Genomic DNA, 19,982 nt, shown 5'->3' with positions numbered 1-19,982 from the left:
ATGGCCTTCAAGAGCGTGGTGCTACGCGTGTTCCCGCACGGCGTGGCGCTGGGCATGGGGTCGGTCGGCTTCGGCACGTTGGCCGCCTTCGTCGCGCTGTATTACGCCAGCGTCTCGTGGGACGGCGCCGCAAGCGCGCTCAGCGCTTTCGGCGGCGCCTTCATCGGCGTGCGCCTGCTGTTCGCCGGCACCATCACCCGCTTTGGCGGGTTCCGGGTGGCGCAGGTGTCGTTCGTGGTGGAGGCGGCCGGCCTGTTGCTGTTGTGGCTGGCGCCCAACCCGGGCATGGCGCTGCTGGGCGCCGCGCTGACCGGCTGCGGCTTCGCGCTGGTGTTCCCGGCCATCGGCGTCGAGGCCGTGGCGCGCGTGCCGGCCGGCAGCCGCGGCGCCGCGCTGGGCGCCTATTCGGCCTTTCTGGACCTGGCGTTGGGCGTGACCGGTCCGATCGCGGGCTACATCTCGAGCGGCTTCGGCTACCCCGCGATCTTCCTGGCGGCATCCCTGTCCGTCACGCTGGGCTTCGTCATTGCCTTCGGCTTGCAGCGGGCGGCGAGCCGGCGGCCGGCGGCGGTCTGAGCGTTATTACGAAAAGAAGTAAAGACATTCAATATTGATCGTTTGGATTCATATAACGAATTGTTAGATTTGAGGCTCGTTTTCACGCGCGCTGACGATTCGTTCCATGAAACTGACCTTCGACCACGTCCACAAGCACTTCGGCGACCTTCCCGTCGTCGATGGCTTCACCAGTGAATTCAAGACCGGCGAGCTGGTCGCGCTGGTCGGCCCCTCGGGGTGCGGCAAGTCCACCTTGCTGCATCTGGCCGCCGGGCTTGAAATGCCCACGCAGGGCAGCGTGCTGGCCGACGGCAACAAGGTCACGGGTCCGCATCCCAGCCGCACGCTGGTGTTCCAGGAACACGCGCTGTACCCGTGGCTGACGCTGGAAGACAACGTCGCGCTGGCGCTGGAATTCCAGAACACGCCCAAGAAGCGGGCCCGCGAAGCCGCACGCGACTGGCTGGCGCGCGTCAGCCTGGAAGGCTTTGAACACTACTATCCCCATCAGGTGTCCGGCGGCATGCGCCAGCGCGCCGCGCTCGCTCGCGCGTTCATCGCGCAGCCCAAGACCATGCTGATGGACGAACCCTTCGGCGCCCTCGACGCGCTGACCCGCCTGAGCCTGCAGGACGTGCTGCGCCAGCTCATCGCGCAGGAAAAGCCCACGGTGCTGCTGGTGACCCACGACGTGGACGAGGCCCTGTTCCTGGCTGACCGCATCGTCGTCTTCAGTCCGCGTCCGGCGCGCGTGCTGCGCGAATTCAATCTGGCCCACCGCGTCAAGACGCACGACCTGTCCGACCTTGCTGCCGAGAAGCGCGAAATCCTGCGCCTCTTGGGCATCGGCGTCGGCGGTTCGGAGGCGCACGCTGACATCGCGCTGGCCGCCTGATCCTTCTTCCCAAATACCCCACGGCCGCGCCCCGGCGCGGCCGTTTATCGAATTTCCTGGAGCTCCTCTGATGAAACTGAAGCAATGGTTGTCCCTGCCGCTGGCCGCGGCGCTGCTGGCGGCTGCCCCCGCAATGGCTGCCGAGAAGTTCCGCGTAGGCTACCTGCGCGTGATGGACGACGCGCAGGCGATCGTCGCGCAAGAGGGCGGCTACTACAAGAAGGCCGGCCTGGATTCCGAACTGATCGAATTCAAGTCGGGCACCGACCTCATCAAGGCGATCGTCGGCGGCCAGCTCGACATCGGCGTGCTCGGTTTCACCAACGCGGTCGCGTGGGCCTCCAAGGGCGCGGACCTGAAGGTGGTGGGCGGCGCGCAGCAGGGCTATCACTCGCTGATCGTGCGTGACGATTCCGGCATCAAGGACATCGCCGGCCTGAAGGGCAAGACGCTGGCCTCGCAGGCCGAAGGCAGCACCGCCGACGTGGTCCTGAAGGGCGTCGTGCTCAAGCAGGGCAATCTTTCCGCCGACGACGTCAACGTCATGGGCGTGAGCCCGGCCGTGGCCGTGCAGTCGCTGGTGGGCAAGCGCGTTGACGCTGCCTTCCTGTTCGAACCCTACGACCGCATCGCGCAACTGGTCGCGCCGGTCAAGCAGATCTACGAAGTGGGCCAGGCCTGGCCGTTCCCGTGCATGGTGGTCATCACCTCGGGCGAAACGCTGGCCAAGCGCAAGGACGACGTCTGGAAGGCGCTGGACGCGCAGAACCAGGCCATCACGCTGCTGCAGAAGGAGCCCGCGCAGGCTTCCAAGCTGATCGCGTCGTACTTCATCGCCGAGCCCACGCTCAAGACGCTGACCCGTGGCGAACTGCCGCGCGAAACCGTCATCACTGAAGCGATCAGCACGCAGGTGTTCACGCCCAAGCTGACCGAAAAGGACACGGCCCGGATGCAGGAAATCGCTGACATCCTGCAGGCCCAGGGTTCGCTCAAGACGCGCGACGGCAAGCCGTATGACGTGTCCAGCATCGTCGACCTGTCCTGGCAAGAGGCTCGCAAGCTTTGAGCGCCTCTACCCGAGTGACCGGCGCCCGCAAGCATCTTGCGGGCGTTTTGGGCGTCCTGTTCATCCTGGCGCTGTGGCAAATGGCGGCGTTCGCGCTGCCCGACTTCCTGATGCCGGGCGTGCCCGCGGTCGTCGAGCGGCTGTTCGAAGACCTGGGCAAACAGTCGTTCCACCAGAGCCTCATGGGCACGCTGGGACGGCTGGGCGCGGGTTACGGGCTGGCGCTGGCCGCCGGCGTGGGCTTCGGCCTCGTGGCCGCCGTGCTGTTCTTCTTCCGTGAAGTCCTGCGCAGCGCCATCGTTATCCTGCAGTCGATCCCGTCCATCGCGTGGGTGCCGCTGTTTCTCATCGTGATGGGCTTTGGCAACACGCCCATCATCGTGGTCGTGGCGCTGTCAGCGTTCTTTCCGGCCGCGCTCAGCGTGATGAACGCCACCGAATCCGTGCAGCGTGTGCACGTGTCGGCGGCGCGCGTCATGGGCGCGACGCGCTGGGGGCTGATCAAGCGGGTATACCTGCCGGCCGTCATGCCCGAACTCATCACCGGCGCGCAGTTGGCGTTCGGCAACGCCTGGCGGGCGCTGATCTCGGCCGAAATGCTGATCGGCTTCGGCAAGGGGCTGGGCCGGTCGCTGGCGTACTCGGGCGAAATCGCGGACATGACCGGCGTCATGACCAACATCCTCGTGATCGCCGTGCTGGCCGCGTTGATCGACCAGTTCGTGCTTGAAAACCTCAAGCATCGTCTGCTGCGCTACCAATACGTCTGACGTTTTCATCATGATGTCCCGCATGCGTCCATTCGTCCTTGCCGCGGGCCTGCTGCTCGCGGGCTTCGCGCAGGCGCAGCCGGAGACCTTTCCGGCAGCAAAGGCGCGCGGTGAACTGGTGGTGGGCGTGCCATATCTGGCGCCGCCGCCGGTGGCGGGGGCGAAGATTCGCACGCCTGAAGGCCTGGACGCCGCCATCACCGAAAAGCTGGGCGCCAGCCTGAAGCTGCCCGTGCGGCTGGTCCAGTTGCCGGCCGCTGACGCTGCCCGGGCGCTGAAAGCGGGCGAAGTGGATCTGGTGCTTGCGGACCGCGCCGACGGGCAACCGCAGACCGTCGCGGTGCAAGCCACCGGCTACGCCGCACGGCCCAAGGCTGTGATCCGCACCGACACGCGCATGCGCAAACCCGCCGACGTGCAGGGCCGCAGCGTGTGCATGGCCGAAGCCGCCACGCAGGCGCAGGCCCTGGCGCAAAGCTGGGGCTCAACCGTCAAGACCTACCGTGTGCCATCGGACGCGCTCGTCGCCGTGCGCGAAGGGGAGTGCGACATCGGTCTGGTCGACGACGCCGTCTGGGAGCCGTTGATGCGCTTTCCGGAATGGAAGAAGTTCTCTTCGACGCTGACACCGGATGGCGCACGCCAGGAGCGCGTGTGGCTGCTGCCCGCGCAGGACGAGACCTCGCGCGCCTGGCTCGGGCAAGAGATGCGGGCCTGGGACCGCGCCGGCGCCTGGAAGGCCATGACCACGAAATGGGCGCGCGACGTCGCCTTCGACGTCTATCTGGATCAGGAAGTCCCCGACTGCCACGGCTGACGCGCCGCCGACCCGCGCACTTACAATGCCGGGCATGACGCACACGCTGACCGCTCCCTGCACCTTCCAGGAAGACATCAAGAAAAGCCGCTTTGCCGCGTATGCCGCGCCGGTCGCCACGGTCGACGATGCCATGCGCTTCTTTGCCGAGCACAGTGACCCCGAGGCCACGCACAACTGCTGGGCCTACCGTATCGGACAGGAATACCGTTTCAACGACGACGGCGAACCCGGCGGCACCGCGGGCAGGCCGATCCTGCAGGCCATCGAAGGCCAGGACATGGACCGCGTGGCGGTGCTGGTCGTGCGCTGGTACGGGGGAATCAAGCTCGGTGCGGGCGGACTGGTGCGCGCTTACGGCGGCTGCGCGGCCAATTGCCTGCGCTTGGGCGAGCGCACGGAAATCGTCGACCTGGCGACGGTGCGCTGCGCCTGCGGCTTCGGCGAGATGGCGCTGCTGAAATCACGGCTGGCGCAGGCAGGCGCGGCCATTCAGCAGGAAGACTACAACGCGGACGGCGTCACGCTCACGTTCACGGCGCCGCGCGCGGTGCTGCCTGAATTGGAAGTCACAGTGGCGAACATCACGCGCGGCAGGTCCGCGTGGGAAGTCGTTTCGTAGCCAGCCAGCGCCGGCACCGGCCTGCATAAGCCGCAGCGTCCGGGAAGCAATTGTCCCGGTGCAAAGGGAAGGGGCCCGATCCGGGCCCCTTGGTGTTTTACGCGTCCTGGCTGTCTTGCGCCGCGGCGATTTCCTGGTGGACCTTTTCCATGTCCACTTCCTTGATCTTGGCGAGCAGTTCATTCAACTGGCCGCCGGACAGGGCGCCGGGTTGCGAGAACAGCAGGACCTTTTCGCGGAAGACCATCAGCGTCGGGATCGAGCGGATGCCCAGCGCGCCGGCCAGCTCCTGCTCGACGTCGGTATTCACCTTGGCGAACGTGACGTCCGGATGCTCGGTGGCGGCCTGTTCAAACACCGGCGCGAAACCGCGGCACGGGCCGCACCAGGGCGCCCAGAAGTCGACGATGAGGGTCCCGTCGGGCGTGATGGCTTCCTGGAAGCTGTCTTTGGTGAGTTCAACAATACTCATGAGAAATCCTTGCCGCGTGGGCGGCGAAAAGCGGTGGCGGAGACACCGGGGGCCTTGCCCCGGAGCTGATTCGGCGACGCGTATTGCCAGGCCCTGAAAGCCAATAGTAGAGCCGGTCCAGGCCGCGTCGCAATGGTTGGCGCCGTCAACGGCGCAGATTGCGGCCCTCAGGCCGCCGATTTCGTGGAGACGCCCGAGCCGTTTTTGAGCGAGGCGACGATCTCGAAAGAACGCAGGCGGTCTGCGATGTCATAGAAGTCGGACACGATCATGACCTCATCGGCCTGCGTTTCCGCGACCAGGGCCTCGAGTTCGCGTTTGACGGTGTCCGGGCCGCCCACGATCGAAGCGCCCAATCTCTGATTGACCGCCTCGCGCTCCCATTCGTTCCACACGCCGTCCATGCTTTCAATCGGCGGCTGCAACTGCAGGCGATGGCCGCGCACGAGCGACAGGAATTTCAGTTGCTGCGTGGTCGACTGGAAGCGCGCGGCCTCGTCGGTTTCGGCGGCAATGACGGGCACGCCGATCATCGAGTAAGGGCGCGCCAGCGTCTCGGACGGCTTGAACAAATGACGGTACAAGCGCATCGCGGCCATGCCTTCCGGCGAGAAGTGGCCGGCAAACGAGAAGGGCAAGCCAAGTTCAGCCGCCATGCGCGCGCTGAAGTCGCTGGAGCCCAGCAGCCAGATCGGCACATCCAGGCCTTCGCCGGGGATGGCGCGCACGGGCTGGCCGGGGCGCGACGGGGCCAGGAAACCGCGCAGCTCCTCGACCAGAGCCGGGAACTCGAGGCCGCTGCGCGGACTGCGGCGCAGCGCCTGTTGCGTGGCGCCGTCACTGCCGGGCGCGCGGCCCAGGCCCAGGTCGATGCGGCCGGGGTACAGGGTTTCGAGCGTGCCGAACTGTTCGGCGATGATCAGCGGCGCGTGGTTGGGGAGCATGACGCCGCCCGAGCCGACGCGCAGCGTGCGGGTATGGCCGGCCACGTGGCCGATCAGCACGGCCGTGGCGCTGCTGGCGATGCCATTGATGTTGTGGTGCTCGGCCAGCCAGAAGCGGTTGTAGCCCAGTTGCTCGACGTGCTGCGCCAGCGCGACCGTATTGCGGAACGCGTCCGCGGCATCGCGGTCCTGCACAATCGGGGCCAGGTCCAGCACGGAAAAGGGGATATTCGCCAGGGCGCTCATGCGTGCGCCTCCGCTGCGAAGAGACAGGCTTGCAGCGCGGAAATGAAAGGGGAAGGGCGCAAAATGTACTCCATATGCTGATCTACATGGGGAGTGTATCGGCGAATTCAACCGCGCCCGCCAGCAACCATGCCCTTGGCCGGGTTGATTGATTTTTCCGATCCCTACAATAGCAACCGGACTCGCGGCGTGTAATTGCCGCGGTTTTGTCTTTCACGGCACAGGAGACGCGCATGGGCGCCAGCGGCAATAACAACCAGATCGACAACATCGAATTCAACGTCGCGGACATCGCGCGCAGCAAGCGCTTCTATGGCGAGGTCTTCGGGTGGACGTTCACGGATTACGGCCCCACGTATTCCGAATTCACCGATGGCCGCCTCAAAGGCGGCTTCACCACGGGCGAGGCGGTGCGTCCGGGCGGGCCGCTGGTAATTCTGTATGGCGACGACCTGGCCGCAATCCGCCAGCGCATCATGGCCGCCGGCGGGCGGATCAGCCGCGAGGAATTCACTTTTCCGGGCGGCAGCCGCTTCCATTTCACAGACCTGGACGGCTACGAACTGGCGGTGTGGACTGTTCGGTGAGGTGTCAGACACCTGGGCCAGCCCCCACATCCGGTGTCTGACACCCTTCCAGACGTGGCCGCCAAGTTGGCAAGGCGCTGCCAGGGTGTCTGACACCTTGCGAACCACTCCGCCTATTCCGGAAAGAACGCGTAGCGGATCACGAACAGCACGGCCACGAGCCAGGTGGCCGGGTGCACGTCGCGCATCTTGCCCGTGGCGGTCTTGAGCACCACGTAGCTGATGAAGCCGAACGCAATGCCGTTGGCGATCGAGTACGTGAACGGCATGACCAGCGCGGTCAGCGCGGCCGGCGTGGCTTCGCAGACGTCGTTCCAGTCGATGTCGATGAGCTCGCGCATCATCAGGCCGGCAACGTACAGCAGGGCGGGTGCGGTGGCGTAGGCCGGCACGGCGCTCGCCAGCGGCGAGATGAACAGCGCGGCCAGGAACAGCAGGCCGACGATCAGTGCGGTCATGCCGGTGCGTCCGCCGGCCTGCACGCCGGATGCGCTTTCCACGTAGGCGGTGGTGCTGCTGGTGCCCAGCATCGAGCCGGCCACGATGGCGGTGCTGTCCGCGAACAGCGCGCGGCCCAGGCGATTGGGGCGGTCTTCCGGCACGAGGCCGGCGCGCTTGGCCACGCCCACCAGCGTGCCGGTGGCATCGAACACCTCGACCAGCACGAACACGAGAATCACGTGCACGAAGCCGGAGTGCAGCGCGCCCATGATGTCCAGCTTGAAAAGCGTGGGCGACAGGCTGGGCGGCGCCGAAAAGATGCCCTTGAATTCGTTGTAGCCCATCACCATCGACAGCACTGTGACGACGATGATGCCGATCAGGATGGCGCCGCGCACGCGCAGCGCGTCCAGCGACGCGATCACGAAGAAGCCCAGGATGGCGAAGAGCGGGCCGTGCGTGGTCAGGTTGCCCAGCGTGACCTTGGTGGCCGGATGCGCGACCACGATGCCGGCGCTGGATAGCGCGATAATGGCCAGAAACAGCCCAATGCCCGCCGCAATGGCGCTGCGCAGCGAATGCGGGATGCCTTTGACCAGCCAGACCCGGATGCCGGATATCGTCAGGAACAGGAAGATGATGCCCGAGATGAACACCGCGCCCAGCGCCTGCTCCCAGGTGTATCCCATGGTCTTGACCACGGTGAAGGCAAAGAACGCGTTCAGCCCCATGCCCGGCGCCATGCCGATCGGCCAGTTGGCGATGAACGCCATCACCAGCGAGCCCAGCGCGGCGGCCAGGCAGGTGGCAACAAAGACCGCGTCGCGGTCCATGCCCGTCGAGGACAGGATGTCAGGATTGACGAAGATGATGTACGACATCGTCAGGAATGTCGTCAGGCCGGCCACGACTTCCGTTCTTGCGGTCGTGCCGTGCTCACGCAGCTTGAATAGCTTCTCCAGCATTCGAGTCCCCAGGGTTTTTGCAGGATTTTCAGGTTGTGGCGGGCGGGGCGGTAAACCCCGTCCCATTCAAGAACCTGCGTATTTTCGCATCAGTTGTAAACTCTGCCGCCATGATCATTCTCGGCTTTGAAAGCTCCTGCGACGAAACCGGCGTCGCAGCCGTCTGTACGGAACGCGGCCTGCTCGCGCACGCGCTGCACACCCAGATCGCCATGCACCAGGAATATGGGGGCGTGGTGCCGGAACTTGCCTCGCGCGACCACATTCGCCGCGTGGTGCCGCTGACCCGCCAGGTGCTGCAGGACGCGGGTCTGCAGATGTCCGACATCGGCGCCGTGGCCTATACGGCGGGGCCGGGCCTTGCCGGCGCCTTGCTGGTCGGCGCCAGCGTCGCGCAGTCGTTCGCCTGGTCGCGTGGCCTGCCGGCCATCGGCATCCATCACCTCGAAGGCCATCTGCTGTCGCCGATGCTGGCCGATCCCCGGCCTGAGTTCCCCTTCATCGCCTTGCTGGTCTCCGGCGGACACACCCAGCTCATGCGTGTGGACGGCGTGGGCCGCTACGAGCTGCTGGGCGAAACGCTGGACGACGCCGCAGGCGAGGCCTTCGACAAATCCGCCAAGCTCATGGGCCTGGGCTATCCGGGCGGACCCGCGTTGTCCCGGCTGGCCGGCAGCGGCGACGCCTCGCGCTTCGACCTGCCGCGCCCCATGCTGCACAGCGGCGACCTGGACTTCAGCTTCAGCGGCCTGAAAACCGCCGTGCTGACCCGCGTCAAGGCGGCCGAGCAGAATGGCGGCCTGGACGAACAGACCCGCGCGGATCTTGCCGCCGCCACGCAGGCGGCCATTGTCGAGGTGCTGGCGGCCAAGTCCATCCGCGCGCTGAAACAGACCGGGCTGCGCCGCCTGGTCGTGGCCGGCGGGGTGGGGGCCAACCAGCTCCTGCGCGCCAAGCTCGATGCCGCGCTCAAGCCGCTCAAGGCCCGCGCGTACTTCCCGCCGCTGGAACTGTGCACCGACAACGGCGCCATGATCGCGTTCGCGGCGGCCGAGCGGGTAAAGGCCGGACTCGCCACGCTGGACGCCAGCGCCCACAGCTTCACGGTCAAGCCGCGCTGGGATCTGGCCGATATCGCCTGAAATGCAAACGGGCGGCCGAGGCCGCCCGTTTGATCCACCCATCTGATCCACGCATCGCGTGGGGATTACTTCTTCTTGCTGCCGATCCGGCTTTCGGTGCCTTGGATCAGCCGGGCGATGTTGGCCCGATGGCGGTAGAAAAGCAGGATGCCGATGATCGCCAACGCCACGCCCAGGGCCGGCTGCGCCTGCCACGCCAGCCCGGATCCGAACACGTAGTAGACGGGGGCGAAGAACGCGGCCACCAGCGAAGCCAGCGACGAATAACGGAAGAATATGGCGATGATCAGCCAGGTTGCCGCCGTGGCGACGGCCAGCCAGGGCTGGATCGCCACCAGCACGCCCAGCGCGGTCGCCACGCCCTTGCCGCCCTTGAATCCCAGGAACACGGGGTACAGGTGGCCGATGAAGGCGGCCAGCGCCACGCAGGCCAGAGCGACGGGGCCGATGCCCGGCGCCAGCTTCTCGGCCAGCCAGATCGCGAACCATCCCTTGGCGGCGTCCCCCAATAGCGTCAATGCGGCGGCGGTCTTGTTGCCGGTGCGCAGCACATTGGTCGCGCCGGGGTTCTTGGACCCGTAGCTGCGGGGGTCCTGCAGACCCATCAGCTTGCTGACGACCACGGCGAACGGCACGGAGCCGATCAGGTAGGCCAGCACGACGAGCGCGACGGAAAATGCCAGGGAGGGTTCGGTTATCGCCATGGAAGGGGAGTCCGTTGTTGTAGTAGTGGCTGCGGATTCTACCCCGGGTACAATCCGCCACGTCACCCGCGTTTTATTTTCTTTCGGATGCACAATGCGAATTCTGGTTTCGAACGATGATGGCTATTCGGCCCCTGGCCTGGAAGCGCTGGTCGCCGCGCTGGACGGGCTGGGCGATCTGACCGTCGTCGCGCCCGAGACCAACCACAGCGGCGCCTCCAACTCGCTCACGCTGAACCGGCCGCTGTCGGTGCGCACCGCTTCAAACGGCTTCATCGCGGTCAACGGCACGCCGTCCGATTGCGTGCACGTCGCGCTGACCGGCCTCATGGATACCCGCCCCGACCTGGTCGTGTCGGGCATCAACAATGGCGCCAACATGGGCGACGACACCCTCTATTCGGGAACCGTCGCCGCCGCCAGCGAAGGGTATCTCTTCGGCATTCCCGCCATCGCGTTCTCGCTGGCGGAAAAGGGTTGGGAACACATCGACTCGGCCGCGCGGGCCGCCCGCCAGGTCGTCGAGCGCCATCTGGCCCAGCCGCTCGCGGCGCCGGTGCTGCTCAACGTCAATATCCCGAGCCGCCGTTTCGAAGACATGCACGGCTTTGCGGTCACGCGGCTGGGCAAGCGGCATCCGTCACAGCCCGTCGTGCGCACCACCACGCCCTATGGCGATACGGTCTACTGGATCGGGCCGGTCGGCCTGGCCGCCGACGCCACACCCGGCACGGACTTCCACGCCGTCGAGCAGGGCATCGTGTCCGTCACGCCGTTGCGCCTGGACCTGACCCAGCACAGCCAGCTTGACGAGATCCGCACCTGGGCAGAGCCGCTATGCGCAAACGCGTAAGTCAGCCGGACATCACGCCCGGCGCCGGCCGCAGCAGCCCGGCCCGCCACGACACCGGCCGTCTCGGCCCGGGGTATACGCCGGCCAACAGCAACACGCGCATCTCGGCAGCCACCTTGCAGCGGCAGGCGCAGGCGCCGGCGCCGCAAGCGGGCAGCAACCTTGGCCTGAACTCCGAACGCTTGCGCCAGGCCATGGTGCAGCGCCTGCGCACGCAAGGCATCACCGACGAACGCGTACTGAACGCCATGGCCGCCGTGCCGCGCCACCTGTTCGTCGACGAAGCGCTGGCCAGCCGCGCTTATGAAGACGCCGCATTGCCCATCGGCCACTCGCAAACCATTTCCCAGCCGTGGGTTGTGGCGCGTATGATCGCGGCTGCTTGCGAAGACCGCGCGCCTACCCGTGTGCTCGAGGTCGGCGCCGGTTGCGGATACCAGGCCGCGGTGCTCGCGCAGTTCGTGCGCGACGTCCACACCATCGAACGCATACGCGGACTGTACGAGCTGGCGCGCGAGCATTTACGCGCCTTGCGGCTCACCACAAGGATCCGGCTCATCTATGGAGACGGCACCTTGGGACTGCCCGGCGTGGCGCCGTTCGATGCTATCGTTGTGGCTGCCGCAGGTCTGGCCATCCCGCAAGCGCTGCTGACGCAGCTTGCTCCGGGCGGCCGTCTCATCGCTCCCGAAGGGGGCTCGAACCAGCGCCTGGTTCTGATCGAACGCACGGGCGCGGCAAGCTGGAAAAGAACCGAACTAGAGGCCGTGCGCTTTGTGCCGCTACGGTCCGGAATACAATCTTGAGCGACAGGAGAAACGTATGCTCAACGGGCAGTTGCAACTGACCGATATGAATTTGGGCGCGTCCATGACGCGCCTTCGCCGCCCGCTCTTCGCAGTGGGGGTCCTCAGCCTCGCCATCCTGGCCGGCTGCGCATCCAAAGGTACTCGTGCCCCGGTGGTCGACATGACCGGCGGGCAACCCGCGCCGACGGCCACGTCCGGCAGCTATGTGGTCAAGCCGGGCGACACGCTCTACAAGATCGCCCGCGCCAACAACGTCGACATCGAAAACATCAAGCGCTGGAACAACATCAGCGACCCCAACCAGATCTCGGTGGGGCAGGTGCTGCGCATGTCCGGCAGCGCCACGGGCGGCGGCGCGCAGACCGCGCCGATTGCCAGCAACCGGCCGCAGCCACGTCCGCTCGACCAGCCCGAAACCCCCGCGGCCACCACGCCCGCACCTGACGCCACGCCCACGCCGCCGCCGGCCCCGGTCGACACCAAGCCGGCCACGCGTGCGGCCGATGCAAACGTCATCAACTGGGCCTGGCCGGCCAACGGTCAGATCGTGCAGGCCTTCAACGCCAGCAGCAAGGGCATCGACATCGCCGGCGCGCTGGGCGACCCGATCACCGCCGCGGCGGATGGCCTGGTCAAGTACAGCGGCAATGGCGTGCGCGGTCTGGGCAACCTCATCATCGTCGAGCACCAGAACGGCTTCATCACGGCGTACGCGCACAACCGCGCGCTGCTCGTGAAGACCGGCCAGACGGTCAAGCGCGGCGCCAAGATCGCCGAACTCGGCCAGAGCGACACCACGTCGCCGCGTCTGCACTTTGAAATCCGCCGCCAGGGTACGCCGGTGGATCCGATGCAATACCTGCCGCCCAAATGACGCCCACCCTGGTATTCGACCTCGAGACCATCCCCGACGCCGACGGGCTGCGCAAGCTCAACGGCTGGGGAGCCGACGTGCCCGACCACGAAGTGGTCGAGCGCGCGCTGACCGCACGGCGCGAAGCCGTGGGCCACGACTTCCTGCCCCTGCATCTGCACAAGGTCGCGGTGGTGGGCTGCGTGTTCCGCGACGACCAGGGCTTTCGCGTCAAGACGCTGGGCCAGCCGGACGATCCCGAAGCGGCCTTGCTCGCAGGGTTCTTCAAGACCATCGAACGCTACACGCCCAAGCTCGTCAGTTGGAACGGTTCTGGCTTTGACCTGCCCGTGCTGCATTACCGCAGCCTGATCCAGGGCGTGCCGGCGCCGCGCTACTGGGACATGGGCGAAGAAGACCGTGACTTCAAGTTCAACAACTACATTTCGCGATACCACACGCGTCACGTCGATCTGATGGACGTGCTGGCCAAGTACAACGGCCGCGCCAACGCGCCGCTCGACGAATTGGCCAAGCTTTGCGGCTTTCCCGGCAAGCTCGGCATGGACGGCAGCAAGGTCTGGGAGGCCTGGAGCACGGGCCGCGCCGACGAAGTGCGGGCGTATTGCGAAACCGACGTGGTCAATACCTGGCTGGTGTTTTGCCGCTTCCGTTTCCTGCGCGGTGAACTCGACCGCACGGCCTACGAGACCGAAATCGCGCTGGTGCGCGACACGCTCTCGGCCAGCGATGCGCCGCACTGGAAGGAATACATGGCGGCCTGGGACGCGGGCTGATCCGCGTGGGCGGCCGCGCCTGAACCCGCGCCATTGCGCAAGCGGGCAGGGCAAACCGACGGGGCCTGCATGGCCCCGTTCTCGCGTCTGGCGGGCAAGCAATCGACTGAAACAAGACGGCCACAAACGAAACCTGGATGAAACCAGGCGGATCGCACAATGGCCTCGCTTTCTTCACTTTCAGGAGACCTTCATGTCCCGATTCGCTATCCGCTCCAATTTGGCCGTCCTTGCTATCGTCGCCGCGTCGAGCGGTTTTGCGGCTGGCTCCGCAATGGCTGCGCCTCCTCCTCCCGCCGAAGGCGGTCCGGCCGCCATGCACGAAGGCCATCGCGGCGGTGGTTTCCACAAGGGCATGCGTGATGGCCTGCTCATCCCCGGTCTGGGCCCCGTGTCCAAGGCCCAGGTTGCCAAGCTGAAGCTCGACGCCAAGCAGGAGGCCCTGTTCAAGACCGCCCAGGAAGGGCAGCGCAGCCTGCACGAAGCGATGCGCGCCGACGGCGGCAAACGCCATGACCTGCTCAAGTCGCAGCTCGACAGCGGCAAGCTGGATCCCCGCGCGCTCATCGAGCAGTCGGAAAAGCGCCGCGACGCGTTCGGCCCGCAAGCCAAGCAGGTGCGCGACCAATGGCTGGCCGTCTGGGATAGCCTGAACGACACGCAGCGCGGTCAGGTGACCAAGATCGTCAAGGAGCGCGAAGCCCGCATGGCCGAGCGCCACGCCAAGATGGAGGCCCGCCATGGCGAGAAGGGCCGTCCTGGCAAGCCGGGTGCCCCCGCCGCCGGCGACGTCCCGCCGCCCGCGCCGCCCAAGGCCAACTAAAGGCGAACCTACGGCCAACTGACAGCCGTCCAAGGCTCGCCCCGGCAGCCGGTTCCCCGCCGGCAGCCGTTGCGAAGCCTCAGCAGAACAGACCCCGGTACGCGTCTTCGCGTACCGGGGTTTTTTATTCCCCGTTTTGACGCATCCGCGCCTGCCGCGCCCCATAACAGGGCACCAGGGTGGTGCATCGCTGGGCGCGGCAGAGCGCTGCGCGGGTGCTGTCATCGCGCTGTCACGGTGCCAAAAAACCTGGCATGGACATTGCTTGAAGGGAATTGAGCCGGCAGTACCCCTGCAGCAAGGCCGGCCAGCCGGATACGCCACGCGCTGTCCGCTTTCTCGACAATCCGATCAGGACTCTCGCACCATGAAGAAGACGTTGCTAGCCTTGCCTTTCGCGCTTGCCGCTTGTTTTGCAGGTCTGGCGCAAGCCGAGCCCACCGATCTGGGTGGCGGCTTCTCGCTCAGCGGTAACGCCACCATCGTCAGCGACTACCGGTTCCGGGGCTATTCCCAGACCGACTTCCGTCCTGCCGTCCAGCTGGGTTTCGACCTGAACCACAGCTCGGGCTTCTATCTGGGCAACTGGAACTCCAACGTCTCCAGCTTCGTCTTCACCGACGGCAACCTGGAAATGGACTTCTACGGCGGCTGGAAGGGCGATGTGGGCGGCGGCTTCACGCTGGATGCGGGCGTGCTGCATTACTACTATCCCGGCTCCAGCTCGCCCAAGGGCGGCAACTACAACAACACGGACCTCTATCTGGGCGCGTCCTACGGCAACTACAGCCTCAAGTATTCGTACACGCCCAGCGACTTTTTCAGCACGCCGGACAGCAAGGGCACCTGGTATCTGGACGGAACCGCCACGTTCGACCTGGGCGACGGCTGGGGCCTGCTGGGCCACCTGGGCTACCAGAAGCTCAAGAACCAGACCAACATGGACGGCGACTCGATCGGCCATTACGTGGACTACAAGGTGGGCGTGACCAAGGACCTGAAGGGCTGGATCCTCGGCCTGGCGGCCGTCGGCGCCACCAAGGACAACTGGCTGCCCACCAAGTACGGCCACCCGTCGGGCCGCATCGGCGCCGTCTTCTCGGTCGCGCGCTCGTTCTGACGGCGGTTGCGGCGCCCTGAATGGCGCCGCTCCGGCCCCATCAAAGCCGATTTCCGGGATTGCACGAAGTCCTTCTACAATCATGGGTTGCGTGCAATTCTGGACTGCGTGAGATGTCTGACGTTTTGAGTATCGAATCCCTGGACCTGGAAGCCAGGGGGATCGCCCGCCGCGACGGGAAAGTCATTTTTGTGGAAGGCGCCTTGCCGGGCGAACGGGTCACTGCGGTCACGTTGCGCCGCAAGCCTTCCTATGAAACCGCCCGTGTCGACGAGGTGCTGCGTCCCTCTTCGCAACGCGTGGAACCCCGCTGCCCGCATTTCGGCGTCTGTGGCGGCTGTGCCATGCAGCATCTGGAGCCCACCACGCAGGTGGCGATCAAGCAGCGCGCGCTCGAAGACACGTTCTGGCATGTCGGCAAGCTGCGTCCCGCGTTGATCCTGCCGCCGCTGCAGGGCCCGACCTGGGGCTACCGCTACCGTGCGCGCCTGTCGGTGCGCGTGGTGCCCAAGAAGGGTGGGGTGCTCGTGGGCTTTCACGAACGCAAGAGCAGCTTCGTGGCCGACATGCGCGAATGCCATGTGCTGCCGCGCCACGTCAGCGATCTGCTGATCCCGCTGCGCGAAATGATCGCTTCCATGTCCGCGCCCGACCGCATGCCCCAGATCGAGGTGGCGCTCGGCGAAGGCGTGACGGCGCTGGTGCTGCGCCATCTGCTGCCGCTGACCGATGGCGACATCGCCATCCTGCGCGCCTTCGCGGCCAAGCACAACGTGCAATGGTGGCTGCAGTCCAAGGGGCCGGAAACAGTACACGCGCTGGAGCCCGAGCACAACGACGCGCTGTCCTACACCATGCCGGAATTCGGCCTGCGCATGCCGTACCGGCCCACCGATTTCACGCAGGTCAACCACGCCATCAACCGCGCGATGGTGTCGCGCGCGCTCAAGCTCCTGGACGTGCAGCCCACCGACCGCGTGGCCGATCTGTTCTGTGGCTTGGGCAACTTCACGCTGCCGCTGGCCACGCAAGGCCGCGAAGCCGTGGGCGTTGAAGGCAGCAAGGCGCTGACCGACCGCGCCTTCGATGCGGCATCGCGCCACGGCCTGGGCGACCGCACCAGCTTTGCCACGCTCAACCTCTTCGAAGTCGACGCGACCTGGCTGCGCAGCCTGGGCTACTTCGACCGCATGCTGATCGATCCGCCGCGCGAAGGCGCCCACGCGGTGTCGCAGGCGTTGTCCGATCTCACGTACGAAGAGCGTCCGCGCCGCATCGTCTACGTGTCCTGTAATCCCGGCACCCTGGCACGCGACGCGTCCATCCTGGTCCATGAAGGTGGCTACGTGCTCAAGAGCGCGGGCGTGATCAACATGTTCCCGCACACGGGACATGTGGAATCCATCGCCGTGTTCGAAACGCTGGATGCGCAGGGTGTCCTGGAAGCGAAGGAACGCGCTCGTCAGCGCGCGATCCAGGCAGCGGCCGATGCGGCGGCGGCCGAGGAAGCCAAGCTTGCTGCGGCGGCTGAAAAGGCGGCGGCCAAGCAGGCCGCCACCGAGGCCTACGAGGCTCGTGTCGCCGCTGAGGCGCAGGCGGACCAGTAAAGAACGGCAGCGGCGGGCGAATCCCGCGGCGGGCGCATCCCGCGGCGGGCGAATTCCGCGTCGGGCGTTAGCCCGTGGCGGGAAAACTCCCGCCGCGTGGCTGTAGTGCGAACATTCAGTGCGAGCAGCCCAGGTTCTCCAGAATGGGGCAGTCGGGCCGCTCGTCGCCATGGCAATGTTGCGCCAGATGCTTGAGCGTGGCGGCCATCTCGCGCAGCGCCTCGGCCTTGCGCTCCAGCTCCTCGATGTGTTCCAGCGCAATGCGCTTCACATCCGCGCTGGCGCGGCTGCGGTCCTGCCAGAGCGCCAGCAGCTCGTTCATCTGCTCCACCGAAAAACCCAGATCGCGCGCGCGGCGCACGAAGCGCAGCGTGTGCACGTCGTGCTCGCTGTAGACGCGGTAGCCCGAGTCCGTGCGGATGGCGGGGCCGATCAGGCCGATGCTCTCGTAATAGCGGATCATCTTGGCCGAGATGCCGGATTCCTTCGCGGCTTGTCCGATGTTCATGCTTGCCTCCCGTGGGGGCGGAACGCCTTCAGGCGCAGCGCGTTGCCCAGGACGAAGACGCTGGACAGCGCCATCGCGCCCGCCGCGAAGATCGGCGACAGCGACAGGCCGAAAGCGGGATACAGCGCGCCCGCCGCCAGCGGAATCAGCGCCGCGTTGTAGGCGAACGCCCAGAACAGGTTTTGCCGGATGTTGGCCAGCGTGGCGCGGCTGAGCGCGATGGCGTTGGGCACGCCGTGCAGGTCATCGGCCATCAGCACGACGGACGCCGCCTCGATCGCCACGTCCGTGCCGGTGCCGATTGCGATGCCGGTGTCGGCCGCGGCCAGCGCCGGCGCATCGTTGATGCCGTCGCCCACGAACGCCACCTTGCGGCCGCCTTCGCGCAGCGTGGCGATGGCCTGTACCTTGCCGTCGGGCAGCACTTCGGCGCGCACTTCGTCGATGCCCAACTGGCGCGCGACTGCCAGGGCAGTGTGGCGGTTGTCGCCGGTGATCATGGCGGTCTTGAGGCCTTGCGCGTGCAGCGCGGCGATGGCGGATACGGCCGAGGGCTTGACCGGATCCGTCACGGCCATCATGGCGGCCGCCTGGCCGTCGATGGCAACGTAGATCGGCGTCTTGCCTTCGTTGCCCCAATCGGCGGCGCGCGCACCGAATGCGCTCACGTCGACGCCGCGCTCGGCCATCAGGCGCGCCGCGCCCGCCAGCACCTTGCGGCCTGCCACCGCGGCCTCCACGCCGGCGCCGGTGATGGCGGCAAAACCTTCGGCGGGCAGCAGTTCGATCTTGCGTTCGGCGGCCGCGGCCACGATGGCAAGCGCGATCGGGTGCTCGGAGCGCGCCTGCACCGAGGCCACCCATTGCAGCACCTGCTGCGCATCCTGGCCCGGCGAGGGTTCCAATTCGGTAAGGGTGGGCTTGCCCAACGTCAGGGTGCCCGTCTTGTCGAAGGCCACGACGTTGACGTCTCGCAGCGTCTGCAATGCATCGCCCTGACGGAACAGCACGCCCATCTCGGCGGCGCGCCCGGTGCCTACCATGATGGACGTGGGCGTGGCCAGCCCCATGGCGCACGGGCAGGCAATGATCAGCACGGCCACCGCGTTGACCAGCGCATGCGACAGCACCGGCTCGGGACCGAGGAAGAACCACGCCAGGAAGGTGAGCAGGGCGGCCGCCATGACCGCCGGCACGAACCAGGCGGTCACCTGATCCACCATCGCCTGGATCGGCAGCCGTGCGCCCTGGGCCGCTTCGACCATGCGGATGATCCGGGCCAGCATCGTGTCCGCACCCGTGTGCGTGACGCGCAGCGTGAAGCTGCCGGACGTGTTCAGCGTCCCGCCGGTGGCCTGCATGCCCGGCTGTTTTTCCACCGGCACGGGCTCGCCCGTCAGCATGGATTCGTCGACATAGGAGTTGCCTTCGATGATGTCGCCGTCCAGCGGAATCTTTTCGCCCGGCCGCACCATCACGATGTCGCCGGTGCGCACGCGTTCGATCTCGATGTCCTGCGCCTGGCCGTCGCGCAGCACGCGTGCGGTGCGTGGCTGCAGGCCGATCAGCCGCTTGATGGCCGCGCCGGTCTTGCCCTTGGCGCGCGCTTCCAGCATGCGGCCCAGCAGGATCAGCGTGACGATGACGGCGGCGGCCTCGAAGTAGACGTTGCGCGCCGCGTCCGGCAGCCAGCCCGGCGCAAAGGTGGCGACGACCGAATAGCCCCAGGCCGCGCCCGCGCCCAACGCCACCAGTGAATTCATCTCGGGCGCGCGGCGCCACAACGCCACAAGCCCCTTGGTGAAGAACTGCCGCCCCGGCCACACCAGCACGGCGGTGGTCAGCACGAACTGCAGCAGCCAGCTGTTCTGCTGGCCAATCGTGTCCAGCACCCAGTGATGCATCGCGGGAATCAGGTGTGAACCCATCTCCAGCGCAAACACGGGCAACGTCAGGACCAGCGCGGCGATGAATGCGCGTTGCAGGCGATGCGCCTCGGCATCGCGGGCCTGCGATTGCCGTTCGGCGTGGTCATCCTGGGCGGCGATCGGGCGGGCCTCGTAGCCCATCTTGCCGACGGCGGCGACCAGCGTCTGCGGCTCGGCAGCGGACGGATCGAAGGAGACCCGCGCGCGCTCGGTCGCCAGGTTGACTTGCGCCTGCGCAACGCCGGGAACATTCGTCAGCGCTTTTTCCACGCGTTTGACGCATGATGCGCAGGTCATGCCTTCGATGGCGAGTTCCAATTCGGAAAATGAGGACGAGCGTGCTGCGTGCATGTCTATCTCGGTGTGGATGGGAGCGCCCAGTTTCATCCTTCCCATCATGGGAAGGTCAAGCGCCATTCTACGCTTGACCTTGACATGATGGGAATGTTTAA

General features: G+C 66.5%; 21 protein-coding genes. 15 read left to right on the top strand and 6 right to left on the bottom strand.

Annotated elements, in window-relative coordinates; all coding sequences use genetic code 11:
* The 6 genes from RT697_RS17935 to RT697_RS17910 all read left to right on the top strand — a co-directional run.
* Positions 1–576 (top strand): MFS transporter (locus RT697_RS17935; RefSeq protein ID WP_313700706.1); only part of this gene is annotated, 576 nt, incomplete at its 5' end.
* A gap of 106 nt (positions 577–682) precedes the next feature.
* Entirely contained in the window at positions 683–1,453 is a 771-nt protein-coding gene (locus tag RT697_RS17930) for an ABC transporter ATP-binding protein (RefSeq protein WP_313700704.1), read from the top strand.
* Positions 1,454–1,523: 70 nt separating this feature from the next.
* Positions 1,524–2,522: an ABC transporter substrate-binding protein gene (locus tag RT697_RS17925; RefSeq protein ID WP_313700702.1), complete on the top strand. Its 999-nt coding sequence runs from the start codon at positions 1,524–1,526 to the stop codon at positions 2,520–2,522.
* Positions 2,519–3,292, top strand: coding sequence for an ABC transporter permease (locus tag RT697_RS17920; protein WP_105238749.1), 774 nt, complete (start codon positions 2,519–2,521; stop codon positions 3,290–3,292). The genes RT697_RS17925 and RT697_RS17920 overlap by 4 nt, the downstream gene beginning before the upstream one ends.
* 10 nt (positions 3,293–3,302) lie before the next feature.
* A complete protein-coding gene (locus RT697_RS17915; RefSeq protein ID WP_313700699.1) occupies positions 3,303–4,109 on the top strand; it encodes a transporter substrate-binding domain-containing protein in 807 nt (268 codons plus the stop codon).
* 34 nt (positions 4,110–4,143) lie between these two features.
* Complete coding sequence (locus tag RT697_RS17910; RefSeq protein WP_313700697.1) at positions 4,144–4,731, top strand: YigZ family protein; 588 nt, start codon at positions 4,144–4,146, stop codon at positions 4,729–4,731.
* A gap of 97 nt (positions 4,732–4,828) precedes the next feature.
* On the opposite strand, the gene RT697_RS17905 is transcribed toward RT697_RS17910, so the two are convergent.
* Both RT697_RS17905 and RT697_RS17900 read right to left on the bottom strand, forming a co-directional pair.
* A complete protein-coding gene (locus RT697_RS17905; RefSeq protein ID WP_006388150.1) occupies positions 4,829–5,203 on the bottom strand; it encodes a thioredoxin family protein in 375 nt (124 codons plus the stop codon).
* Between the two features lie 167 nt (positions 5,204–5,370).
* Positions 5,371–6,393, bottom strand: a complete 1,023-nt coding sequence (locus RT697_RS17900; protein ID WP_313700695.1) for an LLM class flavin-dependent oxidoreductase — start codon at positions 6,391–6,393, stop codon at positions 5,371–5,373.
* A gap of 233 nt (positions 6,394–6,626) precedes the next feature.
* On the opposite strand from RT697_RS17900, the gene RT697_RS17895 reads away from it, so the two are divergent.
* Positions 6,627–6,980: a VOC family protein gene (locus RT697_RS17895; protein ID WP_313700693.1), complete on the top strand. Its 354-nt coding sequence runs from the start codon at positions 6,627–6,629 to the stop codon at positions 6,978–6,980.
* 113 nt (positions 6,981–7,093) lie between these two features.
* Here the strand turns inward: RT697_RS17895 and RT697_RS17890 are convergent, their stop codons facing one another.
* The gene (locus RT697_RS17890) at positions 7,094–8,386 is read right to left on the bottom strand and encodes an NCS2 family permease (protein ID WP_313700691.1); all 1,293 of its coding nucleotides are present in this window, start codon (positions 8,384–8,386) and stop codon (positions 7,094–7,096) included.
* A 110-nt stretch (positions 8,387–8,496) separates the two neighbouring features.
* On the opposite strand from RT697_RS17890, the gene tsaD reads away from it, so the two are divergent.
* Positions 8,497–9,528 carry a tRNA (adenosine(37)-N6)-threonylcarbamoyltransferase complex transferase subunit TsaD gene (gene tsaD / locus RT697_RS17885; RefSeq protein WP_218343689.1) on the top strand — a complete coding sequence of 344 codons (1,032 nt, stop codon included), beginning with the start codon at positions 8,497–8,499 and terminating at the stop codon, positions 9,526–9,528.
* Between the two features lie 65 nt (positions 9,529–9,593).
* On the opposite strand, the gene plsY is transcribed toward tsaD, so the two are convergent.
* Positions 9,594–10,232 (bottom strand): glycerol-3-phosphate 1-O-acyltransferase PlsY, encoded by a 639-nt coding sequence (gene plsY / locus RT697_RS17880; RefSeq protein WP_313700688.1) that lies wholly within the window; start codon positions 10,230–10,232, stop codon positions 9,594–9,596.
* 94 nt (positions 10,233–10,326) lie between these two features.
* Between plsY and surE the strand changes: the two genes are divergently transcribed.
* From surE to rlmD, 7 genes are all read left to right on the top strand, one after another.
* Entirely contained in the window at positions 10,327–11,085 is a 759-nt protein-coding gene (gene surE, locus RT697_RS17875) for a 5'/3'-nucleotidase SurE (protein ID WP_313700686.1), read from the top strand.
* The gene (locus tag RT697_RS17870) at positions 11,070–11,891 is read left to right on the top strand and encodes a protein-L-isoaspartate(D-aspartate) O-methyltransferase (protein WP_313700684.1); all 822 of its coding nucleotides are present in this window, start codon (positions 11,070–11,072) and stop codon (positions 11,889–11,891) included. Before surE ends, RT697_RS17870 begins: the two co-directional genes overlap by 16 nt.
* A gap of 16 nt (positions 11,892–11,907) precedes the next feature.
* On the top strand, positions 11,908–12,768 hold the full coding sequence (locus RT697_RS17865) for a peptidoglycan DD-metalloendopeptidase family protein (RefSeq protein ID WP_313700682.1): 861 nt from the start codon (positions 11,908–11,910) through the stop codon (positions 12,766–12,768).
* Positions 12,765–13,544: a 3'-5' exonuclease gene (locus RT697_RS17860; RefSeq protein WP_313700680.1), complete on the top strand. Its 780-nt coding sequence runs from the start codon at positions 12,765–12,767 to the stop codon at positions 13,542–13,544. Before RT697_RS17865 ends, RT697_RS17860 begins: the two co-directional genes overlap by 4 nt.
* A 193-nt stretch (positions 13,545–13,737) precedes the next feature.
* On the top strand, positions 13,738–14,367 hold the full coding sequence (locus RT697_RS17855) for a hypothetical protein (RefSeq protein WP_313700678.1): 630 nt from the start codon (positions 13,738–13,740) through the stop codon (positions 14,365–14,367).
* Between the two features lie 367 nt (positions 14,368–14,734).
* Complete coding sequence (locus tag RT697_RS17850) at positions 14,735–15,487, top strand: TorF family putative porin (RefSeq protein WP_191578938.1); 753 nt, start codon at positions 14,735–14,737, stop codon at positions 15,485–15,487.
* Positions 15,488–15,600: 113 nt separating this feature from the next.
* Entirely contained in the window at positions 15,601–17,094 is a 1,494-nt protein-coding gene (gene rlmD, locus RT697_RS17845) for a 23S rRNA (uracil(1939)-C(5))-methyltransferase RlmD (protein ID WP_313700676.1), read from the top strand.
* Between the two features lie 115 nt (positions 17,095–17,209).
* Here rlmD and cueR read toward each other — a convergent pair whose 3' ends face one another.
* Entirely contained in the window at positions 17,210–17,602 is a 393-nt protein-coding gene (gene cueR, locus RT697_RS17840) for a Cu(I)-responsive transcriptional regulator (protein WP_313700675.1), read from the bottom strand.
* Positions 17,599–19,881, bottom strand: coding sequence for a heavy metal translocating P-type ATPase (locus tag RT697_RS17835; protein ID WP_313700673.1), 2,283 nt, complete (start codon positions 19,879–19,881; stop codon positions 17,599–17,601). Before RT697_RS17835 ends, cueR begins: the two co-directional genes overlap by 4 nt.
* Positions 19,882–19,982 lie beyond the last annotated feature (101 nt).

This window comes from Achromobacter sp., assembly GCF_032113835.1.
GTDB lineage: Bacteria > Pseudomonadota > Gammaproteobacteria > Burkholderiales > Burkholderiaceae_B > Achromobacter.
Note: the sequence above shows the minus strand (reverse complement) of the source record. Positions and strands in the feature narration are given on the sequence as shown.

Coding starts and splice junctions, on each gene's coding strand:
- rlmD (WP_313700676.1), top strand. CDS start 15,601: ATGTCTGACGTTTTGAGTATCGAATCCCTGGACCTGGAAGCCAGGGGG.
- tsaD (WP_218343689.1), top strand. CDS start 8,497: ATGATCATTCTCGGCTTTGAAAGCTCCTGCGACGAAACCGGCGTCGCA.
- RT697_RS17865 (WP_313700682.1), top strand. CDS start 11,908: ATGCTCAACGGGCAGTTGCAACTGACCGATATGAATTTGGGCGCGTCC.
- RT697_RS17855 (WP_313700678.1), top strand. CDS start 13,738: ATGTCCCGATTCGCTATCCGCTCCAATTTGGCCGTCCTTGCTATCGTC.
- RT697_RS17925 (WP_313700702.1), top strand. CDS start 1,524: ATGAAACTGAAGCAATGGTTGTCCCTGCCGCTGGCCGCGGCGCTGCTG.
- RT697_RS17890 (WP_313700691.1), bottom strand. CDS start 8,386: ATGCTGGAGAAGCTATTCAAGCTGCGTGAGCACGGCACGACCGCAAGA.
- RT697_RS17835 (WP_313700673.1), bottom strand. CDS start 19,881: ATGCACGCAGCACGCTCGTCCTCATTTTCCGAATTGGAACTCGCCATC.
- RT697_RS17930 (WP_313700704.1), top strand. CDS start 683: ATGAAACTGACCTTCGACCACGTCCACAAGCACTTCGGCGACCTTCCC.
- plsY (WP_313700688.1), bottom strand. CDS start 10,232: ATGGCGATAACCGAACCCTCCCTGGCATTTTCCGTCGCGCTCGTCGTG.
- RT697_RS17915 (WP_313700699.1), top strand. CDS start 3,303: ATGATGTCCCGCATGCGTCCATTCGTCCTTGCCGCGGGCCTGCTGCTC.
- RT697_RS17910 (WP_313700697.1), top strand. CDS start 4,144: ATGACGCACACGCTGACCGCTCCCTGCACCTTCCAGGAAGACATCAAG.
- RT697_RS17905 (WP_006388150.1), bottom strand. CDS start 5,203: ATGAGTATTGTTGAACTCACCAAAGACAGCTTCCAGGAAGCCATCACG.
- RT697_RS17900 (WP_313700695.1), bottom strand. CDS start 6,393: ATGAGCGCCCTGGCGAATATCCCCTTTTCCGTGCTGGACCTGGCCCCG.
- RT697_RS17870 (WP_313700684.1), top strand. CDS start 11,070: ATGCGCAAACGCGTAAGTCAGCCGGACATCACGCCCGGCGCCGGCCGC.
- RT697_RS17860 (WP_313700680.1), top strand. CDS start 12,765: ATGACGCCCACCCTGGTATTCGACCTCGAGACCATCCCCGACGCCGAC.
- surE (WP_313700686.1), top strand. CDS start 10,327: ATGCGAATTCTGGTTTCGAACGATGATGGCTATTCGGCCCCTGGCCTG.
- cueR (WP_313700675.1), bottom strand. CDS start 17,602: ATGAACATCGGACAAGCCGCGAAGGAATCCGGCATCTCGGCCAAGATG.
- RT697_RS17850 (WP_191578938.1), top strand. CDS start 14,735: ATGAAGAAGACGTTGCTAGCCTTGCCTTTCGCGCTTGCCGCTTGTTTT.
- RT697_RS17895 (WP_313700693.1), top strand. CDS start 6,627: ATGGGCGCCAGCGGCAATAACAACCAGATCGACAACATCGAATTCAAC.